The sequence below is a fragment of the Mycolicibacter arupensis genome (assembly GCF_002086515.1).
GTDB classification, from domain to species: domain Bacteria; phylum Actinomycetota; class Actinomycetes; order Mycobacteriales; family Mycobacteriaceae; genus Mycobacterium; species Mycobacterium arupense.
In genome coordinates this window covers 1-18212 of the sequence record NZ_MVHH01000047.1, presented here as the reverse complement: position 1 = coordinate 18212, position 18212 = coordinate 1, and the positions used below count along the sequence as shown (strand labels likewise).

General features: G+C 67.5%; 20 protein-coding genes and 1 tRNA gene. 11 read left to right on the top strand and 10 right to left on the bottom strand.

What is annotated here, in order from left to right:
- Nucleotides 1-76: 76 nt before the first annotated feature.
- Both BST15_RS17235 and BST15_RS17230 read left to right on the top strand, forming a co-directional pair.
- Complete coding sequence (locus BST15_RS17235; protein WP_046190190.1) at nt 77-697, top strand: helix-turn-helix domain-containing protein; 621 nt, start codon at nt 77-79, stop codon at nt 695-697.
- On the top strand, nt 684-1928 hold the full coding sequence (locus tag BST15_RS17230; protein WP_052751486.1) for a tyrosine-type recombinase/integrase: 1245 nt from the start codon (nt 684-686) through the stop codon (nt 1926-1928). The genes BST15_RS17235 and BST15_RS17230 overlap by 14 nt, the downstream gene beginning before the upstream one ends.
- Nucleotides 1929-1979: 51 nt before the next feature.
- Here BST15_RS17230 and BST15_RS17225 read toward each other — a convergent pair.
- The 4 genes from BST15_RS17225 to ponA2 all read right to left on the bottom strand — a co-directional run bounded on the left by BST15_RS17225 (nt 1980) and on the right by ponA2 (nt 6897).
- Nucleotides 1980-2053, bottom strand: a tRNA-Pro gene (locus tag BST15_RS17225).
- A 314-nt stretch (nt 2054-2367) separates the two neighbouring features.
- Nucleotides 2368-3474, bottom strand: a complete 1107-nt coding sequence (gene cds1 / locus BST15_RS17220) for an L-cysteine desulfhydrase Cds1 (protein WP_046190191.1) — start codon at nt 3472-3474, stop codon at nt 2368-2370.
- Nucleotides 3471-4436 (bottom strand): metallophosphoesterase, encoded by a 966-nt coding sequence (locus BST15_RS17215; RefSeq protein WP_046190192.1) that lies wholly within the window; start codon nt 4434-4436, stop codon nt 3471-3473. The genes cds1 and BST15_RS17215 overlap by 4 nt, the downstream gene beginning before the upstream one ends.
- 37 nt (nt 4437-4473) lie before the next feature.
- Nucleotides 4474-6897, bottom strand: coding sequence for a transglycosylase/D,D-transpeptidase PonA2 (gene ponA2 / locus BST15_RS17210; RefSeq protein ID WP_046190193.1), 2424 nt, complete (start codon nt 6895-6897; stop codon nt 4474-4476).
- Nucleotides 6898-7278: 381 nt separating this feature from the next.
- Between ponA2 and BST15_RS17205 the strand changes: the two genes are divergently transcribed.
- Nucleotides 7279-7614, top strand: a complete 336-nt coding sequence (locus BST15_RS17205; protein WP_046190194.1) for a WhiB family transcriptional regulator — start codon at nt 7279-7281, stop codon at nt 7612-7614.
- A 31-nt stretch (nt 7615-7645) separates the two neighbouring features.
- Here BST15_RS17205 and bagB read toward each other — a convergent pair whose 3' ends face one another.
- A complete protein-coding gene (bagB, locus tag BST15_RS17200; protein WP_046190195.1) occupies nt 7646-8800 on the bottom strand; it encodes an ATPase BagB in 1155 nt (384 codons plus the stop codon).
- Nucleotides 8797-9819 carry an ATPase BagA gene (gene bagA, locus BST15_RS17195; protein ID WP_046190196.1) on the bottom strand — a complete coding sequence of 341 codons (1023 nt, stop codon included), beginning with the start codon at nt 9817-9819 and terminating at the stop codon, nt 8797-8799. The genes bagB and bagA overlap by 4 nt, the downstream gene beginning before the upstream one ends.
- A gap of 47 nt (nt 9820-9866) precedes the next feature.
- Here bagA and BST15_RS21520 point away from each other — a divergent pair, with 47 nt between their 5' ends.
- From BST15_RS21520 to BST15_RS17185, 3 genes are read left to right on the top strand one after another with little or no spacing between them, the layout of a single operon-like run.
- Nucleotides 9867-10028, top strand: a complete 162-nt coding sequence (locus BST15_RS21520; protein ID WP_109370840.1) for a Sp36 family protein — start codon at nt 9867-9869, stop codon at nt 10026-10028.
- Nucleotides 10025-10492, top strand: a complete 468-nt coding sequence (locus BST15_RS17190) for a RidA family protein (RefSeq protein WP_046190197.1) — start codon at nt 10025-10027, stop codon at nt 10490-10492. Before BST15_RS21520 ends, BST15_RS17190 begins: the two co-directional genes overlap by 4 nt.
- Before the next feature lie 6 nt (nt 10493-10498).
- Nucleotides 10499-11275 carry an MBL fold metallo-hydrolase gene (locus tag BST15_RS17185; RefSeq protein WP_046190198.1) on the top strand — a complete coding sequence of 259 codons (777 nt, stop codon included), beginning with the start codon at nt 10499-10501 and terminating at the stop codon, nt 11273-11275.
- Between the two features lie 76 nt (nt 11276-11351).
- Here the strand turns inward: BST15_RS17185 and crp are convergent, their stop codons facing one another.
- Together crp and BST15_RS22175 are read right to left on the bottom strand one after the other, a co-directional pair.
- Nucleotides 11352-12026, bottom strand: a complete 675-nt coding sequence (gene crp / locus BST15_RS17180; protein ID WP_046190199.1) for a cAMP-activated global transcriptional regulator CRP — start codon at nt 12024-12026, stop codon at nt 11352-11354.
- Between the two features lie 105 nt (nt 12027-12131).
- A complete protein-coding gene (locus tag BST15_RS22175) occupies nt 12132-12272 on the bottom strand; it encodes a hypothetical protein (RefSeq protein WP_165757139.1) in 141 nt (46 codons plus the stop codon).
- Nucleotides 12273-12338: 66 nt separating this feature from the next.
- On the opposite strand from BST15_RS22175, the gene nth reads away from it, so the two are divergent.
- Genes nth through marP form a run of 4 tightly spaced genes read left to right on the top strand, consistent with a single transcriptional unit; the run spans nt 12339 to nt 15733 of the window.
- Entirely contained in the window at nt 12339-13085 is a 747-nt protein-coding gene (nth, locus tag BST15_RS17175) for an endonuclease III (RefSeq protein ID WP_046190204.1), read from the top strand.
- Between the two features lie 14 nt (nt 13086-13099).
- Nucleotides 13100-13723: a TlpA family protein disulfide reductase gene (locus BST15_RS17170; protein ID WP_046686449.1), complete on the top strand. Its 624-nt coding sequence runs from the start codon at nt 13100-13102 to the stop codon at nt 13721-13723.
- Nucleotides 13680-14543, top strand: coding sequence for an NUDIX hydrolase (locus BST15_RS17165; RefSeq protein ID WP_082103867.1), 864 nt, complete (start codon nt 13680-13682; stop codon nt 14541-14543). Before BST15_RS17170 ends, BST15_RS17165 begins: the two co-directional genes overlap by 44 nt.
- The gene (gene marP, locus BST15_RS17160; RefSeq protein WP_046191397.1) at nt 14540-15733 is read left to right on the top strand and encodes an acid resistance serine protease MarP; all 1194 of its coding nucleotides are present in this window, start codon (nt 14540-14542) and stop codon (nt 15731-15733) included. Before BST15_RS17165 ends, marP begins: the two co-directional genes overlap by 4 nt.
- A gap of 8 nt (nt 15734-15741) precedes the next feature.
- On the opposite strand, the gene BST15_RS17155 is transcribed toward marP, so the two are convergent.
- Nucleotides 15742-16695: an alpha/beta fold hydrolase gene (locus BST15_RS17155; protein WP_046191396.1), complete on the bottom strand. Its 954-nt coding sequence runs from the start codon at nt 16693-16695 to the stop codon at nt 15742-15744.
- A complete protein-coding gene (locus BST15_RS17150; RefSeq protein ID WP_046191395.1) occupies nt 16695-17261 on the bottom strand; it encodes a phage holin family protein in 567 nt (188 codons plus the stop codon). Before BST15_RS17150 ends, BST15_RS17155 begins: the two co-directional genes overlap by 1 nt.
- A gap of 185 nt (nt 17262-17446) precedes the next feature.
- Between BST15_RS17150 and BST15_RS17145 the strand changes: the two genes are divergently transcribed.
- Nucleotides 17447-18163, top strand: coding sequence for a S1 family peptidase (locus BST15_RS17145; RefSeq protein WP_109370844.1), 717 nt, complete (start codon nt 17447-17449; stop codon nt 18161-18163).
- Nucleotides 18164-18212: the final 49 nt, after the last annotated feature.

Genomic DNA, 18212 nt, shown 5'->3' with positions numbered 1-18212 from the left:
TTCGCAGTGCGGTGTTGATATCGCATTGTCAGGTTGCCACTGTTGGCGATGCTGGTCAAGCATTACGCTGTGATTTATGCATCAGCAGGTAGATGGTTCGCCGTCCGAATCCGTCAGTCAGCAGTTCGGAGACTTAATGCGGCAACGCAGAGAGGGCCGAGGCTTGAGTCAACGACAGCTAGCCGAGCTGCTCCGTGACGTCGATCTCCATCTTGACCCGTCCGCGATAACCAGAATTGAACGCGGAACCCGCGAAGTAAAACTGTTCGAGGCTCTCGCGATCTCGAAGCTGCTGGAGTTCGATCTGGACTACATCGCGTTCTCCCCAGACAAGCAATTTCAGATCTCGGGATCAAACCTGTCTGTGGCGGCCACGCGCGCCCGAAAGGTGCTGCTTCAAGCCATCCGCTACGTGGATCACTGGGCAAACCACACCGACGACGAAACCGAGCAACGCCTGATGGAGCGGCACGGGTGCGATGTTGTTGACCTCTACACCGAAATCCTTAAGCAGTCGCCAAGTTTCAAGTACGGGAGCTTCCTGGCGAGTTTCGAGGGTGACAATTTTGCCGTTTACTTCAACGAATCAGACCATGCAATAAAGCAGGCGGTTGTTGAAGCGGTGACAGCTCACATCTTGGTGAGCGAAGACGAATTCGATCAGATTGGGAAGGCCCAACGCGATGCGGCTACGTAACCGCCGCGCTGGTGTCGAGGATCGCTGGCATCGTGTCGGCGACGGTGAGCTGTGCACGGACAAGGCTCACGGCAAACTCGGAACCCTGATCCAGAGCAAGAGTCATGGTGTCGGGAAGCGCTGGCGGGCAAGGTATGTGGATGCAGGCGGTCGCGAGGTCGCCAAGGGCTTCACTCGGAAAGCAGATGCGACGGCCTGGCTGGAGAACATCACATCGACCATCGTCACCGGCACCTACGTCGCACCGGGCGCTGGCAATGCCACCATCGGCGAGATCCACAAGCAGTGGGTCGGAACGTTCGGGCACCTGAAAGACACGACGGTAGCGGCTAGAGCCTCTGCGTGGGCGGTGCACGTTCGTGATACGTGGGCGGACACCGCGGTGGCGGAAGTCCAAACGTCGGGAGTTCGGGCTTGGGTAGCTGATCTGGCTGCGGCAGGTGCGGCGGCTCCGACGATCGAGAATGCCCTTGGTGTGCTCCGCATGATCTTGGCTCTCGCCGTCGAGGACAAGCGCATACCCCGCAACCCGTGCGACGGCGTGAAGGCACCTGCCCGCGAGCATTCCCAGCGGGCATACCTGACCCATGCCCAGGTGGACGAGCTGGCCACGGCTATGGAGCGCTACGGCCTGGTGGTGCTGTTCCTGGCCTACACGGGCCTGCGGTATGGGGAGATGGCGGCGCTTACCGTCGCTGACTTCGACATGCTGCGACGGCGCGTGAATGTTCGTCGTTCAGTGACAGAGGTGGTGGGGAAGCTGGTGTGGTCGACCCCGAAGAACCATGAGCGGCGCTCGGTGCCCTTCCCGAAGTTCCTGGCCGACGATCTGGCGGCCGCGATGGTGGACAAGCGCCGCGACGATCTGGTGTTCACTGCACCGGCTGGCGGGGTGCTGCGGATCGCGACGTTCCGCACCCGCGTGTTCAACCCGGCTGTAACCAAGCTCCGGGCGCCCGACAAAGGCGGCAACCCGACGACGGACTGGCCGCGTCCCACGATGCACGACCTGCGCCACACCGCGGCGTCCTTGGCGATCAGTGCCGGGGCCAACGTGAAGGCGGTGCAGACGATGCTGGGCCACAAATCGGCTGCCCTGACCTTGGACACGTATTCGGACCTGTTTCCCGACGATCTGGAGGCTGTGGCGGACGCTCTGGACGCCGCCGCGAGGGCAGCCAGGAAATCTACTGCGGACGCTCTGCGGACGAAAGGGGGTCCGGCCCCGTAACGCAAAACGGCCCTGACCGGGTTATCCCTGGTCAGGGCCGCTCTCACTCTGTCGGGGTGGCGGGATTCGAACCCACGACCTCTTCGTCCCGAACGAAGCACGCTACCAAGCTGCGCCACACCCCGTGTGAAGCCACGACAGCGTATCGCACCGGCCCCCCGGTCACCCAAACGGCTGGTGGCGGCGCTGACAGGGGCGGTGTGCAGGGGATTGCTGCGGGGTCGAGGCACAGTTCACTGGACTTCGGGAGCATGAAACGCCCCACATTCTGGCGTGCAGAGATGAAAACACAGCCGGAATTAGGCAGACTCACTAACAAGGTTTAGTGCAGAGGGAGTCAAATCATGACTTTGTTAGGCGGAGCGGTGTACGCCGGTTTCTTCGCGCTGGCTGCGCTGTGGCTCGTCGCGACCAACCCCGACACCGCCGAGGACCGGGTTCAGGCGAACTCGAACCGGCAGGATCTCTCAAACTCGGCCAATGCCGCCGCGGGGCCCGTCGGGTCCAGCCCGTGCTGCGCCAGCCAGTCGTCGTTGTAGTACGTGTCGGCGTAGCGGTCACCGCTGTCGGCTAACACGGTCACCACCGATCCGCTGCGCCCGTCGGACACCATCTCGGCCAGCAGCGCGAAGGCGCCCCAGACATTGGTACCGGTCGAGGCGCCCACCCGACGGCCCAACACCGCACTGACGTGGCGCGCCGCGGCCACCGACGCGGCATCGGGCACCGACATCATGCGGTCTACCACGTCGGGCAGAAATGACGGCTCTACGCGCGGGCGGCCGATGCCCTCGATGCGCGACGACGCGTCGATCACCACGTCGTAGCGGCACTGTGCGTAGGCCGGGTAGAAGGCCGAATTCTCCGGGTCGACCACGCACAACCGGGTCGCGTGCCGGCGATAACGCAGGTAGCGGCCGATCGTCGCGCTGGTGCCGCCGGTGCCCGCCCCGACCACGATCCAGTCAGGGATCGGATGGGACTCGTCGCGCATCTGCTCGAATATCGACTCGGCGATGTTGTTGTTGCCGCGCCAGTCGGTGGCCCGCTCGGCGTTGGTGAACTGATCGAGGTAATGCCCGCCGGTGTCTGCGGCGATCCGCTCCGCCTCGGCGTAGACATCGCCCGAATGTGCCACGAAGTGGCAGTGCCCGCCTTGTGCCTCGATCAACGCCACCTTTGACGCGCTGGTCGAGGCCGGCATCACCGCAATGAACGGCAGGCCCAGCAGGGCTGCGAAATAGGCCTCAGAGACCGCGGTGGACCCCGAGGACGCCTCGACCACCGTGGTGCCCTCGGCGATCCGGCCATTGCACAGCCCGTAGAGGAACAGCGAGCGGGCCAGCCGGTGCTTGAGGCTGCCGGTGAGGTGGGTGGTCTCGTCCTTGAGGTACAGCGCCACACCCGCGTCGGCGGCCCACGCCGCGGGCAGCGGGTACCGCAGCAGGTGGGTGTCGGCACTGCGCCGCGCGTCAGCCTCGATCAGGCGGATCGCGTTGTCGGCCCAGCGCCGTGGATGGCCGTGATCGGCAATCCGTACGGTCAACGGGCCGACACGGAGGGCTGGGTCGAGCAGCGAGTGAGCTGCGAGTCGTCACCGCCGGTCGGCGCGGCCACCAGGGTCAGCAGGCTGGCCTCGGGACGGCAGGCGAAGCGCACCGGGGCGAACGGGGAGGTGCCGATTCCCGCCGACACGTGCAGCCGCGTGTGCGCTCCCCACTGGGAGGGTCCCTTGACCCGTGAGCGATCGAGCCCGCAGTTGGTCACCAATGCGCCGTAGAACGGTACGCACAGCTGGCCGCCATGGGTGTGGCCGGCCATCACCAACTGGTAGCCGTCGCCGGCGAAGCGGTCCAGCACGCGCGGCTCCGGCGAGTGCGTCAACCCCAGGCTCAGATCGGCGGTCAGGTCGGCCGGACCGGCAATGGTGTCGTAGCGGTCCCGATCGATGTGCGGATCATCGACGCCGGCCGCGGCGATCCGGTGCCCGGCCACGTCGAACTCGCGGCGGTTGTGCGTCAGGTCCAACCAGCCCCGCTCGGTGAACGCCGCCCGCAGGTCCTGCCAGGGCAGTGGGACGCCGTGGATGCGATGCGTCGGCTTGGTCAGGTACTTGGCCGGGTTCTTCAGGCGCGGGCCGAAGTAGTCGTTGCTGCCGAAGACGAACACGCCCGGCACCGACAACAGATCGCCCAGGGCCTGCACCACCGCCGGCACCGCCTTGGGGTGGGCGAGGTTGTCGCCAGTGTTGACCACCAGGTCGGGCTCCAGGCGCACCAGCTCCCGCAGCCAGGCCTGCTTGCGGCGCTGGCCGGGACGCATGTGGATGTCACTGATGTGCAGCACCCGCAGCGGTGAGGATCCGGGTGCCAGCACCGGCATCGTCGCCTCGCGCACCACGAACGCGTTGCGTTCGATGATCGCGCCGTAGCCGATAGCGAGCGCTGCCGGTCCCAGCGTTGCCGAAGCGGCGACGAGGGACCGAGTCAGGGCAGGTGAAGGAGCCATCAGTCCAGAATACTGCGCCTGCACTGCGCTCCTGCCGTTACGGCGGCGGCGCAGGTGGGGGCAGCAGCGGAATGGTGATCGGTGGCAGCCCAGGAATCTCCACCACCGTCGAACCCACCGGCCCGAATGGAGGGAAACCACCCTCCGGTGGCGGTGGCGGTGGTGGCGGGATGCCGTTGCTGACCTCGATGGTGATGATCGAGCCGGGGATGGTCTGCCCACTCGGCGACGTGCCGACGACCGCCCCGGAGCGGGCGCTGCTGTTGACCCAGCTCGGCTGTTCGGCGACCTGGAACCCGACTTCCTTGAGGCGCTGGCGCGCGGCGTCGACTTCCAGGCCGGTGACGCTGGGCACCCGGGAATTGGGACCGCCATCGACATAGCGCGGGTCCGTCGGCGGCATGAGGACGTCGCCGAAGTCGGTGGCAATGGGCTTCATCGCCGCGAACCAGGTGCGGGCCGGCTCGTTTCCGCCGTACAGGTCGCCGTCACCGCAGTGCCGCAGCGGGAACGAGCAGAGGTCTCCTGGCGAGAGGGAGTCGTCGAAGATGTAGTTGGCGGCGGCGTAGCGGTTGGTGAAGCCCAGGAAGCCCGACGAGCGGTGCGCCTCGGTGGTGCCGGTCTTGCCGGCCATCGGCAGATCCCAGCCCACCGAACCGGCGGCGGGCGCCGCGGTGCCGCCACCTTGAATGTCCTTACTCAGCGCGTTGGCCAAAGTGTTCGCGAGGCCTTCGGGGACCACCCGATCACAGGCCTCGGTGGCGACGGCGACCTCGTTGCCGTTGCGGTCGAAGACTTTGTCGATCGGGTTCGGCGGGCACCAGATGCCACCGGAGGCCAATGTGGCGGCGACGTTGGACAACTCCAGCGCATTGACCTCGATCGGCCCCAGGGTGAACGATCCGAGGTTCTGCCGTTTGACGAAGTCCGCCAGGCTCTCGTTGCTGTCCGGGTCGTAGTCACGGGCGGTGCCCGGATCGGCGTAGGAGCGCAGGCCGAGCTTGACCGCCATGTCCACGGTGCGTTCCACCCCGACCTGGGAGATCAGCTTCGCGAACGCGGTGTTGGGTGAGGTGGCCAGCGCGGTGGAGACGTTCATCGGCGACCGGTAGGGGGCGACGTTCACCACGCACCAGGTCTCTTTGGGGCAGCCCTTGGCGCCGCCTGAGCCCATGCCCTTGGTCTGGAATCGGCCCGGCACCTCCAGGTCTGCGCTGATCCCCATGCCCATCTCCAGTGCTGCGGCCACCGTGAAGGTCTTGAAGATGGACCCGGCGCCGTCGCCGACTAGGGAGAACGGCTGCGGCCGCATGGTCTCGCCGATGTCGGCGTTGAGGCCGTAGGTGCGGTTGCTGGCCATGGCCAGCACCGGGTGCGCGTCGCTGCCGGGCTTGATCACGCTCATCACGCTGGCGATGCCCTGCACGTTGGGGTTGGCGAAGCTGTCGATCGCCTCTTTGATCGGGGCCTGAACGTCGGGGTCCAGGGTGGTGTGGATGACGTAGCCGCCCCGGGCCACCTGCTCCTTGCTGATGCCGGCCCGCGTCAGATACTCCTGCACGTAGTCGCAGAAGAACGCCCGGTCTCCGGCCGCGATGCAGCCGCGCGGCAACTCGTTGGGCTGCGGCAGGATGCCCAGCGGCTCTGCCTTGGCCGCCCGCAGCGCGTCGGCTTCACCGGGGAGGTTTTCGATCATGGTGTCCAGCACCAGATTCCGGCGGGCCAGTGCGCCTTCGGGGTTGGTGTAGGGGTTCAGCGTGCTGGTCGACTGAACCATGCCTGCCAGCAGGGCCGCCTGCTGCCAGTTCAGGTCGGCGGCGTCGACGCCGAAATAGGTCTGGGCGGCGTCTTGGATCCCGAACGAGTTGTTTCCGAACGACACCAGGTTCAGGTAGCGGGTCAGGATCTGGGGCTTGGTGAAGGTCCGGTCCAGCGTGAGCGCCATCCGGATCTCTCGGAGCTTGCGCGCGGGGGTGGTCTCGATGGCCGCGCGCTTCTCGGCATCGGTCTGGGCCAGTACCAGCAGCTGGTAGTTCTTGATGTACTGCTGCTCCAGCGTGGAGCCGCCGCGGGTGTCGATGTCCCCGGAGGCGTAGCCCGCCAGCCCGGTCAGGGTGCCCTTCCAGTCCACGCCGCTGTGCTCGGCGAAGCGCTTGTCCTCGATCGACACGATCGCCAGCTTCATGGTGTCGGCGATCTTGTCGCTGGGCACTTCGAAGCGGCGCTGCGAATACAGCCAGGCGATGGTGTTGCCCTTGGCGTCGACCATGGTGGACACCGCGGGAACGTCACCGCTGACTAGCTGGGCCGATCCGTTGGCCACCACGTCCGAGGCGCGGTTGGACATCAGGCCGACGCCACCGGCGACGGGAAACAGCAGCGCCGCGAGTAGCACGGCGGCGAGCAGACAACACCCGGCCAGTTTGAGCACAGTTGGGCCGGTCGGGGGGCGCTCCGACATGGCTAACACACTAGCGGTGGTCGCAAGCGCGGCGGAGCCGGGCGAGGCGGGCCACCGAAGACCCCTCCGAGCGGGCGTCTCCCGGAAAATATTGGCGTAGCCGCAAATAAAAACATGTTTCCCCCCGTTTCGTCCGGGCTATAAACGGTGCAGATCATGATCGGACTGCACGGTTGTCCCAAAAAAGTGCCGATCAACCTGTTGCGCAGACGCCACCTGACCACCTAACTTGGACATCAAGTGCGATTCAGGTAACACTGATGAGGCGATGTGGCGCAGATCGCAGTACCGGATCGGTGCCGATGTTGAATAGGTGGCTGCCGGGGCGGCCGGGACGGAGGATCGTCAGTGTCTGTTGCAGCGACAGCGGTTCACACCAGTGTGGCAACGACGTCGGATTCCCAAACTCCCCGAACCGTCCTGCGTGGCGTGCAGGACGAAGGCCGAATCGCCTGGGTCTCCAAGGCCGTCTGCCGGGCCGCCGACCCCGATGAGCTCTTCGTTCGCGGGGCGGCGCAACGCAAAGCCGCGGTCATCTGTCGGCACTGTCCGGTCGTGCTGCAGTGTTTGGCTGACGCTCTCGACAACCGCGTCGAGTTCGGCGTCTGGGGCGGCATGACCGAACGGCAACGCCGGGCCCTGCTCAAGCAACACCCCGAGGTGACGTCCTGGCGCGAGTACTTCGCCGCCCAGCGCAAGCAGCGCGACGCCGGCTGACGACCGGCTGAGTCCCTCTTCGGTTTTACTTCTACTTCTTCGCTGTCAGCTGATCGGCGATCGCGCCCAGTGCCTCCAGGTCGGAGACATCGAACGGCAGCGAAGGCACTCCGACGATAGGAACCCGCGGGTTTGCCCGGGTGAACCTCGAGAGCAGCCGGATCTCACGCTTGGCCGTGGCGCCGCGTTCGGCATGAATCTGCAGCGCCGCCGTGGTGAGCGCCTTCGCGCCGTCGGGCAACGACTCGCCGGCCGGCTCCTGCAGTGTCTCGATGGCGTCGATGGCGCGCTCGATGGGCAGGTCGCACAGCATCGGGTGGGTGCGGTTGAGGATCAGCCCGGCCAGGGGCATGCGCTCGGTGGAGAGCCGATCGACGAAGAACGCCGCCTCACGCAGTGCGTCGGGTTCAGCAGCTGACACCACCACGAACTGGGTGCCACGCCGCTTGAGCAGCTCGTAGGTGCGGTCCGCCTTCTCTCGGAAGCCGCCGAAAGTGGCATCGAGAGACTGCACGAAATTCGCCGCATCCGAGAGCATCTGCGAACCCAGGACCGTCGATAGGGCCTTCATCGCCAGGCCGAGAGCGCCGGCGACCAGCTTGCCGAGGCCCCGGCCCGGCCCCAGCAGCAACTTCCACAGCCGGCTGTCCATGAAGCTGCCCAAGCGCTTGGGCGCATCCAGGAAGTCCAGCGCATTGCGCGACGGCGGGGTGTCGACGACCACCAGGTCCCAGCGGTCCTCGCCGAGCAGCTGGCCGAGCTTCTCCATCGCCATGTACTCCTGCGTGCCGGAGAGCGAGGTGGCAACCGTTTGGTAGAACTGGTTGCTCAGGATCGCCTCGGCTCGCTCCGGCCCGGAGTACTGCGCCACCATCTCGTCGAAGGTGCGGCGCATGTCGAGCATCATCGCGTGCAGTTGGCCCGGTACCTCCGCGGGCAACGGGACGCGCTGCGGGTGGTTGCCCAGGTCCTCGATGCCCAGTGCCTGCGCCAGCCGGCGCGCCGGGTCGATGGTCAGCACCACCACATTGCGGCCGTACTCGGCGGCCCGCAGCGCCATCGACGCCGCGGTGGTGGTCTTTCCGACGCCGCCGGCGCCGCAACACACCACCACCCGGTTGGAGGTGTCGGCCAGGATCGCCGCCAAATCCAGTGCCAGCGGCTTGCCGGTCGTATCGGGTGTCATCGAACCCCCTGTTGGCCCAGAATCTCGGAAAGCTCATAAAGGCTGCCGAGGTCGATCCCATCGGTGATCGTCGGCAGGTGCAGGCGCGGCACGTCCAGATCCTCCAGCTGCTCGGCCGTTTCCGTCCGGGCGCTGATGCGGGTGGCGTGCTGGATGGTCTCGGTCAGCAGCCCGGCGAAGTCCTCGTCGGCCAGCGTGATTCCCGCGGCGGCCAGGCCGGCCCGTAGCGCGTCGGCATCGACGACGCCTTCGGCGGCCTTGGCCAGATCGGCGGGATCCAGGTGAGCGGGTATGTCGCGGTTGACGATCACGCTGCCGATCGGCAGGTCCAACTCGCGCAGCTCTTCGATGGCCTCGAGGGTCTCCTGCATCGGCAGGGCTTCCAGCAGCGTCACCAGGTGGATGGCCGTCTGATCGGAGTGCAGCAGTTTGACCACCCCGTCGGCCTGCGAATGCACCGGGCCGCCCTTGGCCAGTTGCGACACGGCCTTGGTGACGTCGAGGAACCGGGAGATCCGGCCCGTCGGCGGCGCGTCCACCACGATCGCGTCATAGACCGGCTTGTTGTTCTTGTCGGTCTGGATCACGTGGTACTTGATCTTGCCGGTGAGGATCACGTCGCGCAGGCCGGGAGCGATGGTGGTCGCGAACTCGACCGCGCCCACCCGGCGCATCGCGCGTCCGGCGATCCCCAAGTTGTAGAACAGGTCGAGGTATTCCAGGAATGCGGCTTCGATGTCCATCGCCAGCGCATCGACCTGCCCGCCGTCCTCGGCGGTCGCGACCTTGAGCGGCTCGATGGGTAGCGGCGGGACGTCGAAGAGTTGCGCAATGCCTTGGCGCTCTTCGACTTCCACCAGCAATACCCGACGTCCGCCGGCGGCCAGCGACAGCGCCAGTGCGGCCGCCACCGTGGTTTTGCCGGTACCGCCCTTGCCGGTCACGAAATGCAGCCGGGCCTTCGTCAATCGAGAAGGCCAGCCGAGTGCAGGCTCGCTGCTGGATTTGGCTGTCACCACTGCATGCTAACCAAGGGCTCGGCGGCGCTAGCGATAAGCTCGCTGCCATGAGTCAACGCACGGTCTGGGAGTACGCCACCGTCCCCTTGCTCACGCACGCCACCAAGCAGATCCTCGACCAATGGGGAGAGGACGGCTGGGAGCTGGTTTCGGTGGTCCCGGGGCCGTCGGGTGAGCAGCTCATCGCCTTCCTGAAGCGCCCGCGATGAGCTGGCGGGCCCGGCTGGACGAGCTCGGCATCGAACTGCCCGCAGTGGTGGCGCCGCTGGCGGCCTACGTGCCCGCGGTGCGCACCGGGAATCTGGTGTACACCTCAGGTCAGCTGCCCATGCAGGCCGGCGCTTTGCCGCAGACCGGCAAGGTGGGCGGGCAGGTCAGTCCGGAGGAGGGCCATGCGCTGGCCCGCATCTGCGCCCTCAATGCGTTGGCAGCGGTCGACGCCCTGGTCGGGCTCGATGCCGTGGCGCGGGTGGTCAAGGTGGTCGGATTCGTCGCGTCGGCGGCGAACTTCAACGGTCAGCCCGCCGTGGTCAACGGCTCCTCAGAGCTGCTGGGCGAGGTCTTCGGCGACGCCGGCAAGCACGCACGCTCCGCGGTAGGGGTTTCTGAGCTGCCGCTGGATGCGCCGGTCGAAGTCGAGCTGATCGTCGAACTGAAGGCAGCGGCGGAGTAGACCGCGGTGTCGGCCAGTCATCCCGCCTACGGTCGGCTGCGGCCGGTCACCGAGACCGCCTCGGTGCTGCTGGCCGACAACCCGGGGCTGATGACGTTGGAGGGCACCAACACCTGGGTGCTGCGCGGACCCGGCAGTGACGAGGTGGTGATCGTCGACCCGGGGCCCGACGACGACGAGCACATCGGACGTCTCGCCGAGGTCGGCAAGATCGCCCTGGTGCTCATCAGCCACCGGCACTTCGATCACACCGAGGGCATCGACAAGCTGGTCGAGGCCGTCGGGGCGCCGGTGTACTCGGCGGGCAGCGGATTCCAGCGTCGTCTCGGCGGCGGCCTGACCGACGGGCAGGTGATCGATGCCGCCGGGTTGCGCATCACGGTGTTCGCCACGCCGGGTCACACCGCGGATTCGCTGTCGTTCGTCCTGGATGACGCCGTCCTGACCGCCGACACCGTGCTGGGCAGGGGCACCGCCGTCATCGACTCCGAAGACGGCAACTTGACGCGCTACCTGGACTCGCTACGGCGGCTGCGCGGGTTGGGCGGGCGCACTGTGCTGCCCGGGCACGGCCCAGAGCTGCCGAACATCGAAGCGGTGGCCGACGGCTACCTGGCTCACCGCGAACAACGGCTCGACCAGGTGCGTTCCGCGCTTGCGGCATTGGGCGAGGACGCCACGGCCCGCCAAGTCGTCGAGCACGTCTACACCGACGTTGCCGAGGAGCTGTGGGGTGCGGCCGAACACTCGGTTCAGGCCCAGCTGGACTATCTGCGGGGCTGACCGGCGGCTCGAAACCGACGTTCTGCAGAGAAAGTACGAGTAGACATCTGCAAAACGTCGGGTTCGGCGAGACTGCTTAGCGCGCGCGCCTTGCCAGTCGCTCGGAGTCGGAGATCAGCACGCTCTTGCCCTCGAGCCGGATCCAGCCGCGGTGGGCGAAGTCAGCCAGCGCCTTGTTCACGGTCTCCCGCGACGCACCGACCAGCTGGGCGATCTCTTCCTGAGTCAGGTCGTGGGTGACCCGCAGGGCCCCGCCTTCCTGAGTGCCGAACCGCTGCGCCAGCTGCAGCAGCTGCTTGGCGACCCGGCCGGGGACATCGGTGAAGATCAGGTCGACCAGGTTGTTGTTGGTGCGACGCAGCCGGCGAGCCAGCACCCGCAGCAGCTGCTCGGCGATCTCGGGCCGGTCGGAGATCCACGAACGCAGGGCGTCGCGGTCCATCGAGACGGCGCGCACCTCAGTGATGGTGGTCGCGCTGGAGGTGCGGGGGCCGGGGTCGAAGATCGACAACTCGCCGAACATGTCGGACGGACCCATGATGGTCAGCAGGTTCTCTCTGCCGTCCGGAGAGCGCCGTCCGATCTTCACCTTCCCGGTGACGATGATGTATAGCCGGTCGCCGGGCTCTCCTTCGGCAAACACGGTGTGTCCGCGCGGAAAGTCCACGGGCTGAAGCTGCTTGGTCAGCGCCGCCACGGCGCTGGGCTCAACTCCCTGGAAGATTCCGGCCCTCGCCAGGATCTCGTCCACGATGCCCCTTAAATGTTTTTGATGAAGGTTTTGTAATCGAAAGCACCGGCCGAAACCCGACCAGCCACCTGAGTCTAGAGCCAGGCGTCAAGCGACGTTACAACGCTACACACGATTGGCACGGCGATTCGGGGGAAACTGCGGATTAGCCTGCTCCACCCGACTCAGCCCGGTTTCGATGCGTTCCAACCCGACCGCCGACAACATCAGCAGCGTCGGGATGGCGGTGATCAACAACCAGGACACAAGTCGTCAGTAAACATGGGCAAGATCTCGTTGGGGTCACAAATTAGTACCCTGTCGGAGGTGACAGTGGACAAAGCCTCCCGCGCCGCGCGGACGGAGACCCGGACCGGACTGGTGCGGCGCGCCCGCCGGATGAATCGGACTCTGGCGCAGGCGTTTCCTGACGCCCACTGCGAGTTGGACTTCACCACGCCCCTGGAGCTCGCGGTGGCGACCGTGCTCTCGGCCCAGTGCACCGACGTGCGCGTGAATCTGACGACACCCGCGTTGTTCGCCCGCTACCCCACGGCCCTGGATTACGCCCAAGCCGACCGCACCGAGCTCGAGGAGCTCATTCGGCCCACCGGCTTCTACCGCAATAAGGCGGCGGCCCTGACCAAACTGGGCCAGACGCTGGTCGAACGCTTCGACGGGGAGCTGCCCCACACCATGGAAGAACTGGTCAGCCTGCCCGGAGTGGGACGCAAGACCGCCAACGTGATTCTGGGCAACGCGTTCGACGTCCCGGGGATCACCGTCGACACCCACTTCGGCCGGCTGGTGCGACGCTGGGCGTGGACCTCCGAGGAGGACCCGGTCAAGGTCGAGCACGCGGTCGGTGAGCTGATCGAGCGCAAGGAGTGGACGCTACTGAGCCACCGGGTGATCTTCCACGGCCGGCGCGTCTGCCACGCCCGCAAGCCGGCCTGCGGGGTATGTGTGCTGGCCAAGGACTGCCCCTCGTTCGGGCTCGGGCCCACCGACCGGCTGGAGGCCGCCGCGCTGGTCAAGGGGCCCGAGACCGAGCACCTGCTGGCCCTGGCCGGGCTGTAGCGGGTTGCCGCGCCATGAGCAGCTCGACCCGATGGACCCTGGCGGTACTGGCCGTAGTGGCCGCACTGCTCACTGGATTGGTGACCGAATTGCGCCGTGAACCGGCTGCGGCGCAGCACGGCCGGGCTTCCGCCGTGTCCGGCGCCACCTCCGACCTGGCCGCGCTGCGGGCGCGCGCCGACCTGCCGCCTTGCCGGGTGGGCCCCCAAGGCACCGGGCCCAGCGCACTGCGGGGCGTCACCGTGGAGTGCGCGGCCGACGGCATACCGGTCGATGCGGCTGCGATGGTCGCCGGCCGCACCGTGGTGCTCAATCTCTGGGCGTACTGGTGCGGGCCCTGCCGCGACGAGCTGCGGGCCTTCGCCGAATACCAGCGCCGCGCCGGGCCGGGCGTGACAGTGGTGACCGTGCATCAAGACGACAACCAAGCGGCCGGGCTGGCGCTACTGGCCGAGCTGGGCGTGCACCTGCCCACCGTGCAAGACGGTCGGCGTCAGATCGCCGCCGCATTGCGGGTGCCCAACGTGATGCCCGCGACGGTGGTGCTGGCCGCGGACGGTAGCGTGGCCCGCATCCTGCCGCAGCCCTTCGCCAATGCCGAGGAGATCGCCGCCGCCGTCGAGAACAGCGGTCGCTGATGCGGGGCCATCAGGATCCGGCGAAGGGGGAGGCGCGGTGAGCGCTGGCGAGTCCCAGCCCTGGGTCCCGTCCCGCGCACCGTCGTGGCTGCGCCCACTGATCGACAACGTCGAAAAGGTGCCGTCGGCTTATGTGCAGCGCCTGCCCGCCGATGTGCGCGCGATGATCACGGCGGCCGACGCCAAAGCCAGCCTCACCGGAAATCGGCGCGACGCGGCGGTCCTGGTGCTGTTCTCCGGGCCGCCGGCCGGTCCCGCGTCCGCCATCACCGAATCGGCTGACCTGCTGGTCACGGTGCGAGCCTCGACGCTGCGTCATCACGCCGGTCAGGCCGCTTTCCCCGGCGGGGCGGTGGACCCCGGCGACGCCGGACCGGTCGCCACCGCGCTGCGGGAGGCCAACGAGGAGACCGGCATCGATCCGGCTCGCGTTCACCCGCTCGTTGCGTTGAAGAAGATCTTCATCGCGCCCTCGGGGTTCCAGGTGGTCCCGGTGCTGGCCTACTCCGAGGACCCCGGGCCGGTGACGGCGGTGGATCCGGGGGAGACCGCGATCGTCGCGCGCGTTCCAGTCCGGGCATTCATCAACCCCGAGAACCGGTTGATGGTTTACCGTGATGCGCGCAGTCGGCGTTGGGCCATGCCGGCGTTCCGGCTCAACCAGATGCTGGTCTGGGGATTCACCGCCCAGGTGATCTCGGCGATGTTGGATGTGGCCGGCTGGGCTCAGCCCTGGGACACCACCGAGGTGCTCGGGCTGGACGAGGCCATGGCTTTGGTTGGAGAAGAACCAGGTGGAACGGGGATGACTGGGATATGACGTCGTCACAGTGGCTGGACATCGCCGTGCTCGCGATCGCCTTCGTTGCCGCGGTGTCCGGCTGGCGCTCCGGCGCATTGGGCTCGCTGCTGTCCTTCGTCGGTGTTGCGTTGGGTGCGATGGCCGGCGTGCTGTTGGCCCCGCACCTGATCGAGAGCGTCTCCGGCGCCCGGCTGAAGCTGTTCGCCGCACTCTTTCTGATCCTGGCCATGGTGGTCATCGGTGAGGTCGCCGGAGTGGTGCTGGGCCGGGCGGTGCGCGGAGCGATCCGCAATCCGGGCGTTCGGGGCGTGGATTCCGTCATCGGGGTGGCGCTGCAGCTGGTGGTGGTGCTGATCGCGGCCTGGCTGCTGGCCACTCCGCTGACCGCATCGGACCAACCGAACCTGGCCGCCGCCGTCAACGATTCTCGGGTGCTGCGTCAGGTCGACGATGTCGCACCGCGTTGGCTCAAGAACGTGCCGCGGCGCCTGTCGGCGGTGCTCGACGATTCCGGTCTGCCCGCCGTGCTCGAACCCTTCAACCGGGCCCCGATCGCGGCCGTGGATGCTCCGGACCCGGAACTGGCCGCCAGCCCCGTGGTGGAGGCCACCGCGCCGAGTGTGCTGCGGATACGGGGGGTGGCACCCAACTGCCAGAAGGTGTTGGAGGGCACCGGATTCGTGATCGCCCCCACGCGCGTGATGACGAATGCGCACGTGGTCGCCGGCGCGGACAGTGTCACGGTGGAGAGCGGTACCAAGTCCTTCGAGGCCGCGGTGATCTCCTTCGACCCCCAGGAAGACATCGCGATCCTGGCCGTCCCCGACCTGCCCCTGCCGCCGCTGGTGTTCGCCTCTGCGCCGGCGGAGGCCGACACCGACGCGCTGGTGCTCGGTTACCCCGGTGGCGGGGTCTTCGAGGCCACGCCGGCCCGAATTCGGGATGTCATCAATCTCGAGGGCCCGGACATTTACCGCAACGCGACGGTCACCCGCCAGGTGTACACGATCCGGGGCACCGTCCAGCAAGGCAATTCCGGCGGACCGATGATCGACATGGAAGGCCGGGTGCTCGGCGTGGTGTTCGGTGCCGCGGTCGACGACGCCGACACCGGGTTCGTCATGACGGCCGACGAGGTGACCGGACAGCTTGCCCGCGTTGGCGACACGCAACCGGTGCCGACTCAGACCTGCGTGGGGTCCGAGTAACCCACCGGCTAGTCCCGCTGCAAGAACCGCATCAGGTGATCGTTGACCAGCGCGGGAGCCTCTTCGTGGGCGAAGTGTCCCGCCCCGGGCACCGAGACGTACTGGCCGTGCGGGGCATACCGTCGGGTCTTCTCGACCGGATCCGCCAGCACGTAGGGGTCGTCGTCGCCGCGTAGGTGCAGCAGTGGAGTGGTGACCGTGCGCAGGTCCAGAGCCTTCATGAATCGGCGGCCTTCGGTACGAAGCTGACTGCGCACCGCCCAGCGCTGGTACTCCAGGGCGCAGTGCGCCGCGGAGGGAATCTGCACCGCGGTGCGCAGGTGCCCGATGGTCTCGGCGAAATCCTCGGTGGCCTGCCAATCGGCGCCCGCCCTGCTCCGCACCAGGCGTTCGAGTTCGGCGCCGCCATGGCGGGTCAGGTTGCGCTCCGGCCAGAACGGCACCTGATAGCGCAGCAGCCACGGCAACAGGGCGCGGCCCTGGTCGGGGTGGGTCAGTGCGGAACGCCGCAGCGCAGCCGGATGCGGTGAGCTGACTACGGCGATGTCACGTACCAGGCGGGGGTGCAGCAGCGCGGTCGCCCAACACACCAGCCCGCCGTCGGCATGGCCTACCAGGGTCGCCGACGAGTGCCCCAGCGCCCGGATCAGGCCGGCGGTGTCGCCGGCCAGCGTCCAGCCGTCGTAGCCACGGGGAGGTTTGTCGCTGCCTCCGTAGCCCCGCAGGTCCACCGCCACCACACGCACATCGCTCAGTCCGCGCAGTTGATGACGCCAAGTCCACCAGAACGAACCGAACCCGTGCAGCAGCATCACCAGCGGCCGTGCGGTGGGGGGGACGTTGGTGCGGCTGCCGCCGGCCGGTACCGCCTCGACGACATGGAAGCGAATGCCGTTGGCGTGGATGTCCCAGTGGCGCCACGGGCCGTCGATGCGGGTGCTCGACGGATCCGGTGGCGGCACTACCAGCCTGACGGGTCGGTGGTAGGTCCACTCTGGGGCGAGCCCGCCCCTGCTGCCGACGCGCCGTGCAGACGGGACGGATCGGGGCGTAACGCGTCGCGGGTCTCGCGAACCGACTCGATGGTCTGCTGAGGTCCGCGGATACGCCGGACCCGCAGGAAGCCGATCACGGCCAAGGCCACCGTCACCAGCAGCATGATCCCGAACACGATCAGGTAGGCGGCCCAGTCCTGCAGCCACATGTTCAGTAGTTCGGCGACGAAGAAGAAGAAGAAAAAGGTGCTGTAGAACAACACCACCAGGGCAGCGATGAAGAAGACGCTGCCGGTCAGGCCCCTTTTGACGTCCCGGGTGATCTCGGAGCGGGCCAGCTCGACCTCCGCGCGCACCAGCGTCGATATCTGCGCCGTGGCGTCCTTGACCAGGTCGCCCAGGGAGGGGTCGGCAGGCAGTGCGTGTGGGTCGGCCAGCGGGATCGTCGCCACGGTGTTCGGCACGCCGTTGCGGTCCGCCTTGGCCGAGCTGTTCGAGGCGCGGGATGCGTTCCTGCGATCGGCCTTGCTCACTGGCTGTCCTCCGTTCGCCGTCGTCGCGGCTTAATGTTGCCATGCGGTGGCCGACCCGACGAGCGGCCCCGGCAAAGCCGCCCCGATGGCGGTGGGCCGCGGCGCGCCCAGCCCCGCCGCGTCGCCGGCCGCCGCTACGCTGGTGTCTACCACCGGGGGTGGAGTTGATCGACGGGAGAACCGCTGTGCAGATCGCGCACCGCTGGATGCTGCGTGCCGCAGCGGCATTAGTGGCCGGGGCGGCGTGTGCCGCCGTGGTCACGGTCGCAGCTCCGGCCGCCCGGGTGGCCGCCGACGACAAGGTCGTGATGGGCGGCGGCGCGGGCCTCGTCGTCGACGAGGACACGCTGTGCACGCTCACCGCCATCGGGCACGACAAGACCGGTGCGCTGATCGGTTTCACCTCGGCGCACTGCGGTGGGCCAGGCGCTCAGGTGGCCGCGGAGGGTTCCGAGGGCGCCGGGGTCATCGGACACATGGTGGCCGGCAATGACGCCCTGGACTATGCGGTGATCCAGTTCGACCCGGACAAGGTGACGCCGGTGCCCAACTTCGGCGGGTTCGTGATCGGCGGCATCGGGCCGGACCCCTCGGTCGGCCAGATCGCCTGCAAACAGGGCCGCACCACCGGCAACTCCTGCGGGATGACCTGGGGGCCGGGCCAAGACCCGGGCACCATCGTGATGCAGGTCTGCGGACGGCCCGGCGACTCGGGCGGACCCGTGGTGGTGAACAACATGCTGGTGGGCATGATCCACGGGGCGTTCAGCGACGCGCTGCCGACCTGCGTGATCAAGTACATCCCGTTGCACACGCCTGCGGTCGTGGTGTCGATCAACGCCGTCATGGCCGACATCAACGCCAACGACCGGCCGGGCGCGGGCTTCGTGCCGATCGGCTAGCTGTTGTGACCTGAGAGGTTGGGTACGCGGCTGGCGGGTGGTTGGCCTC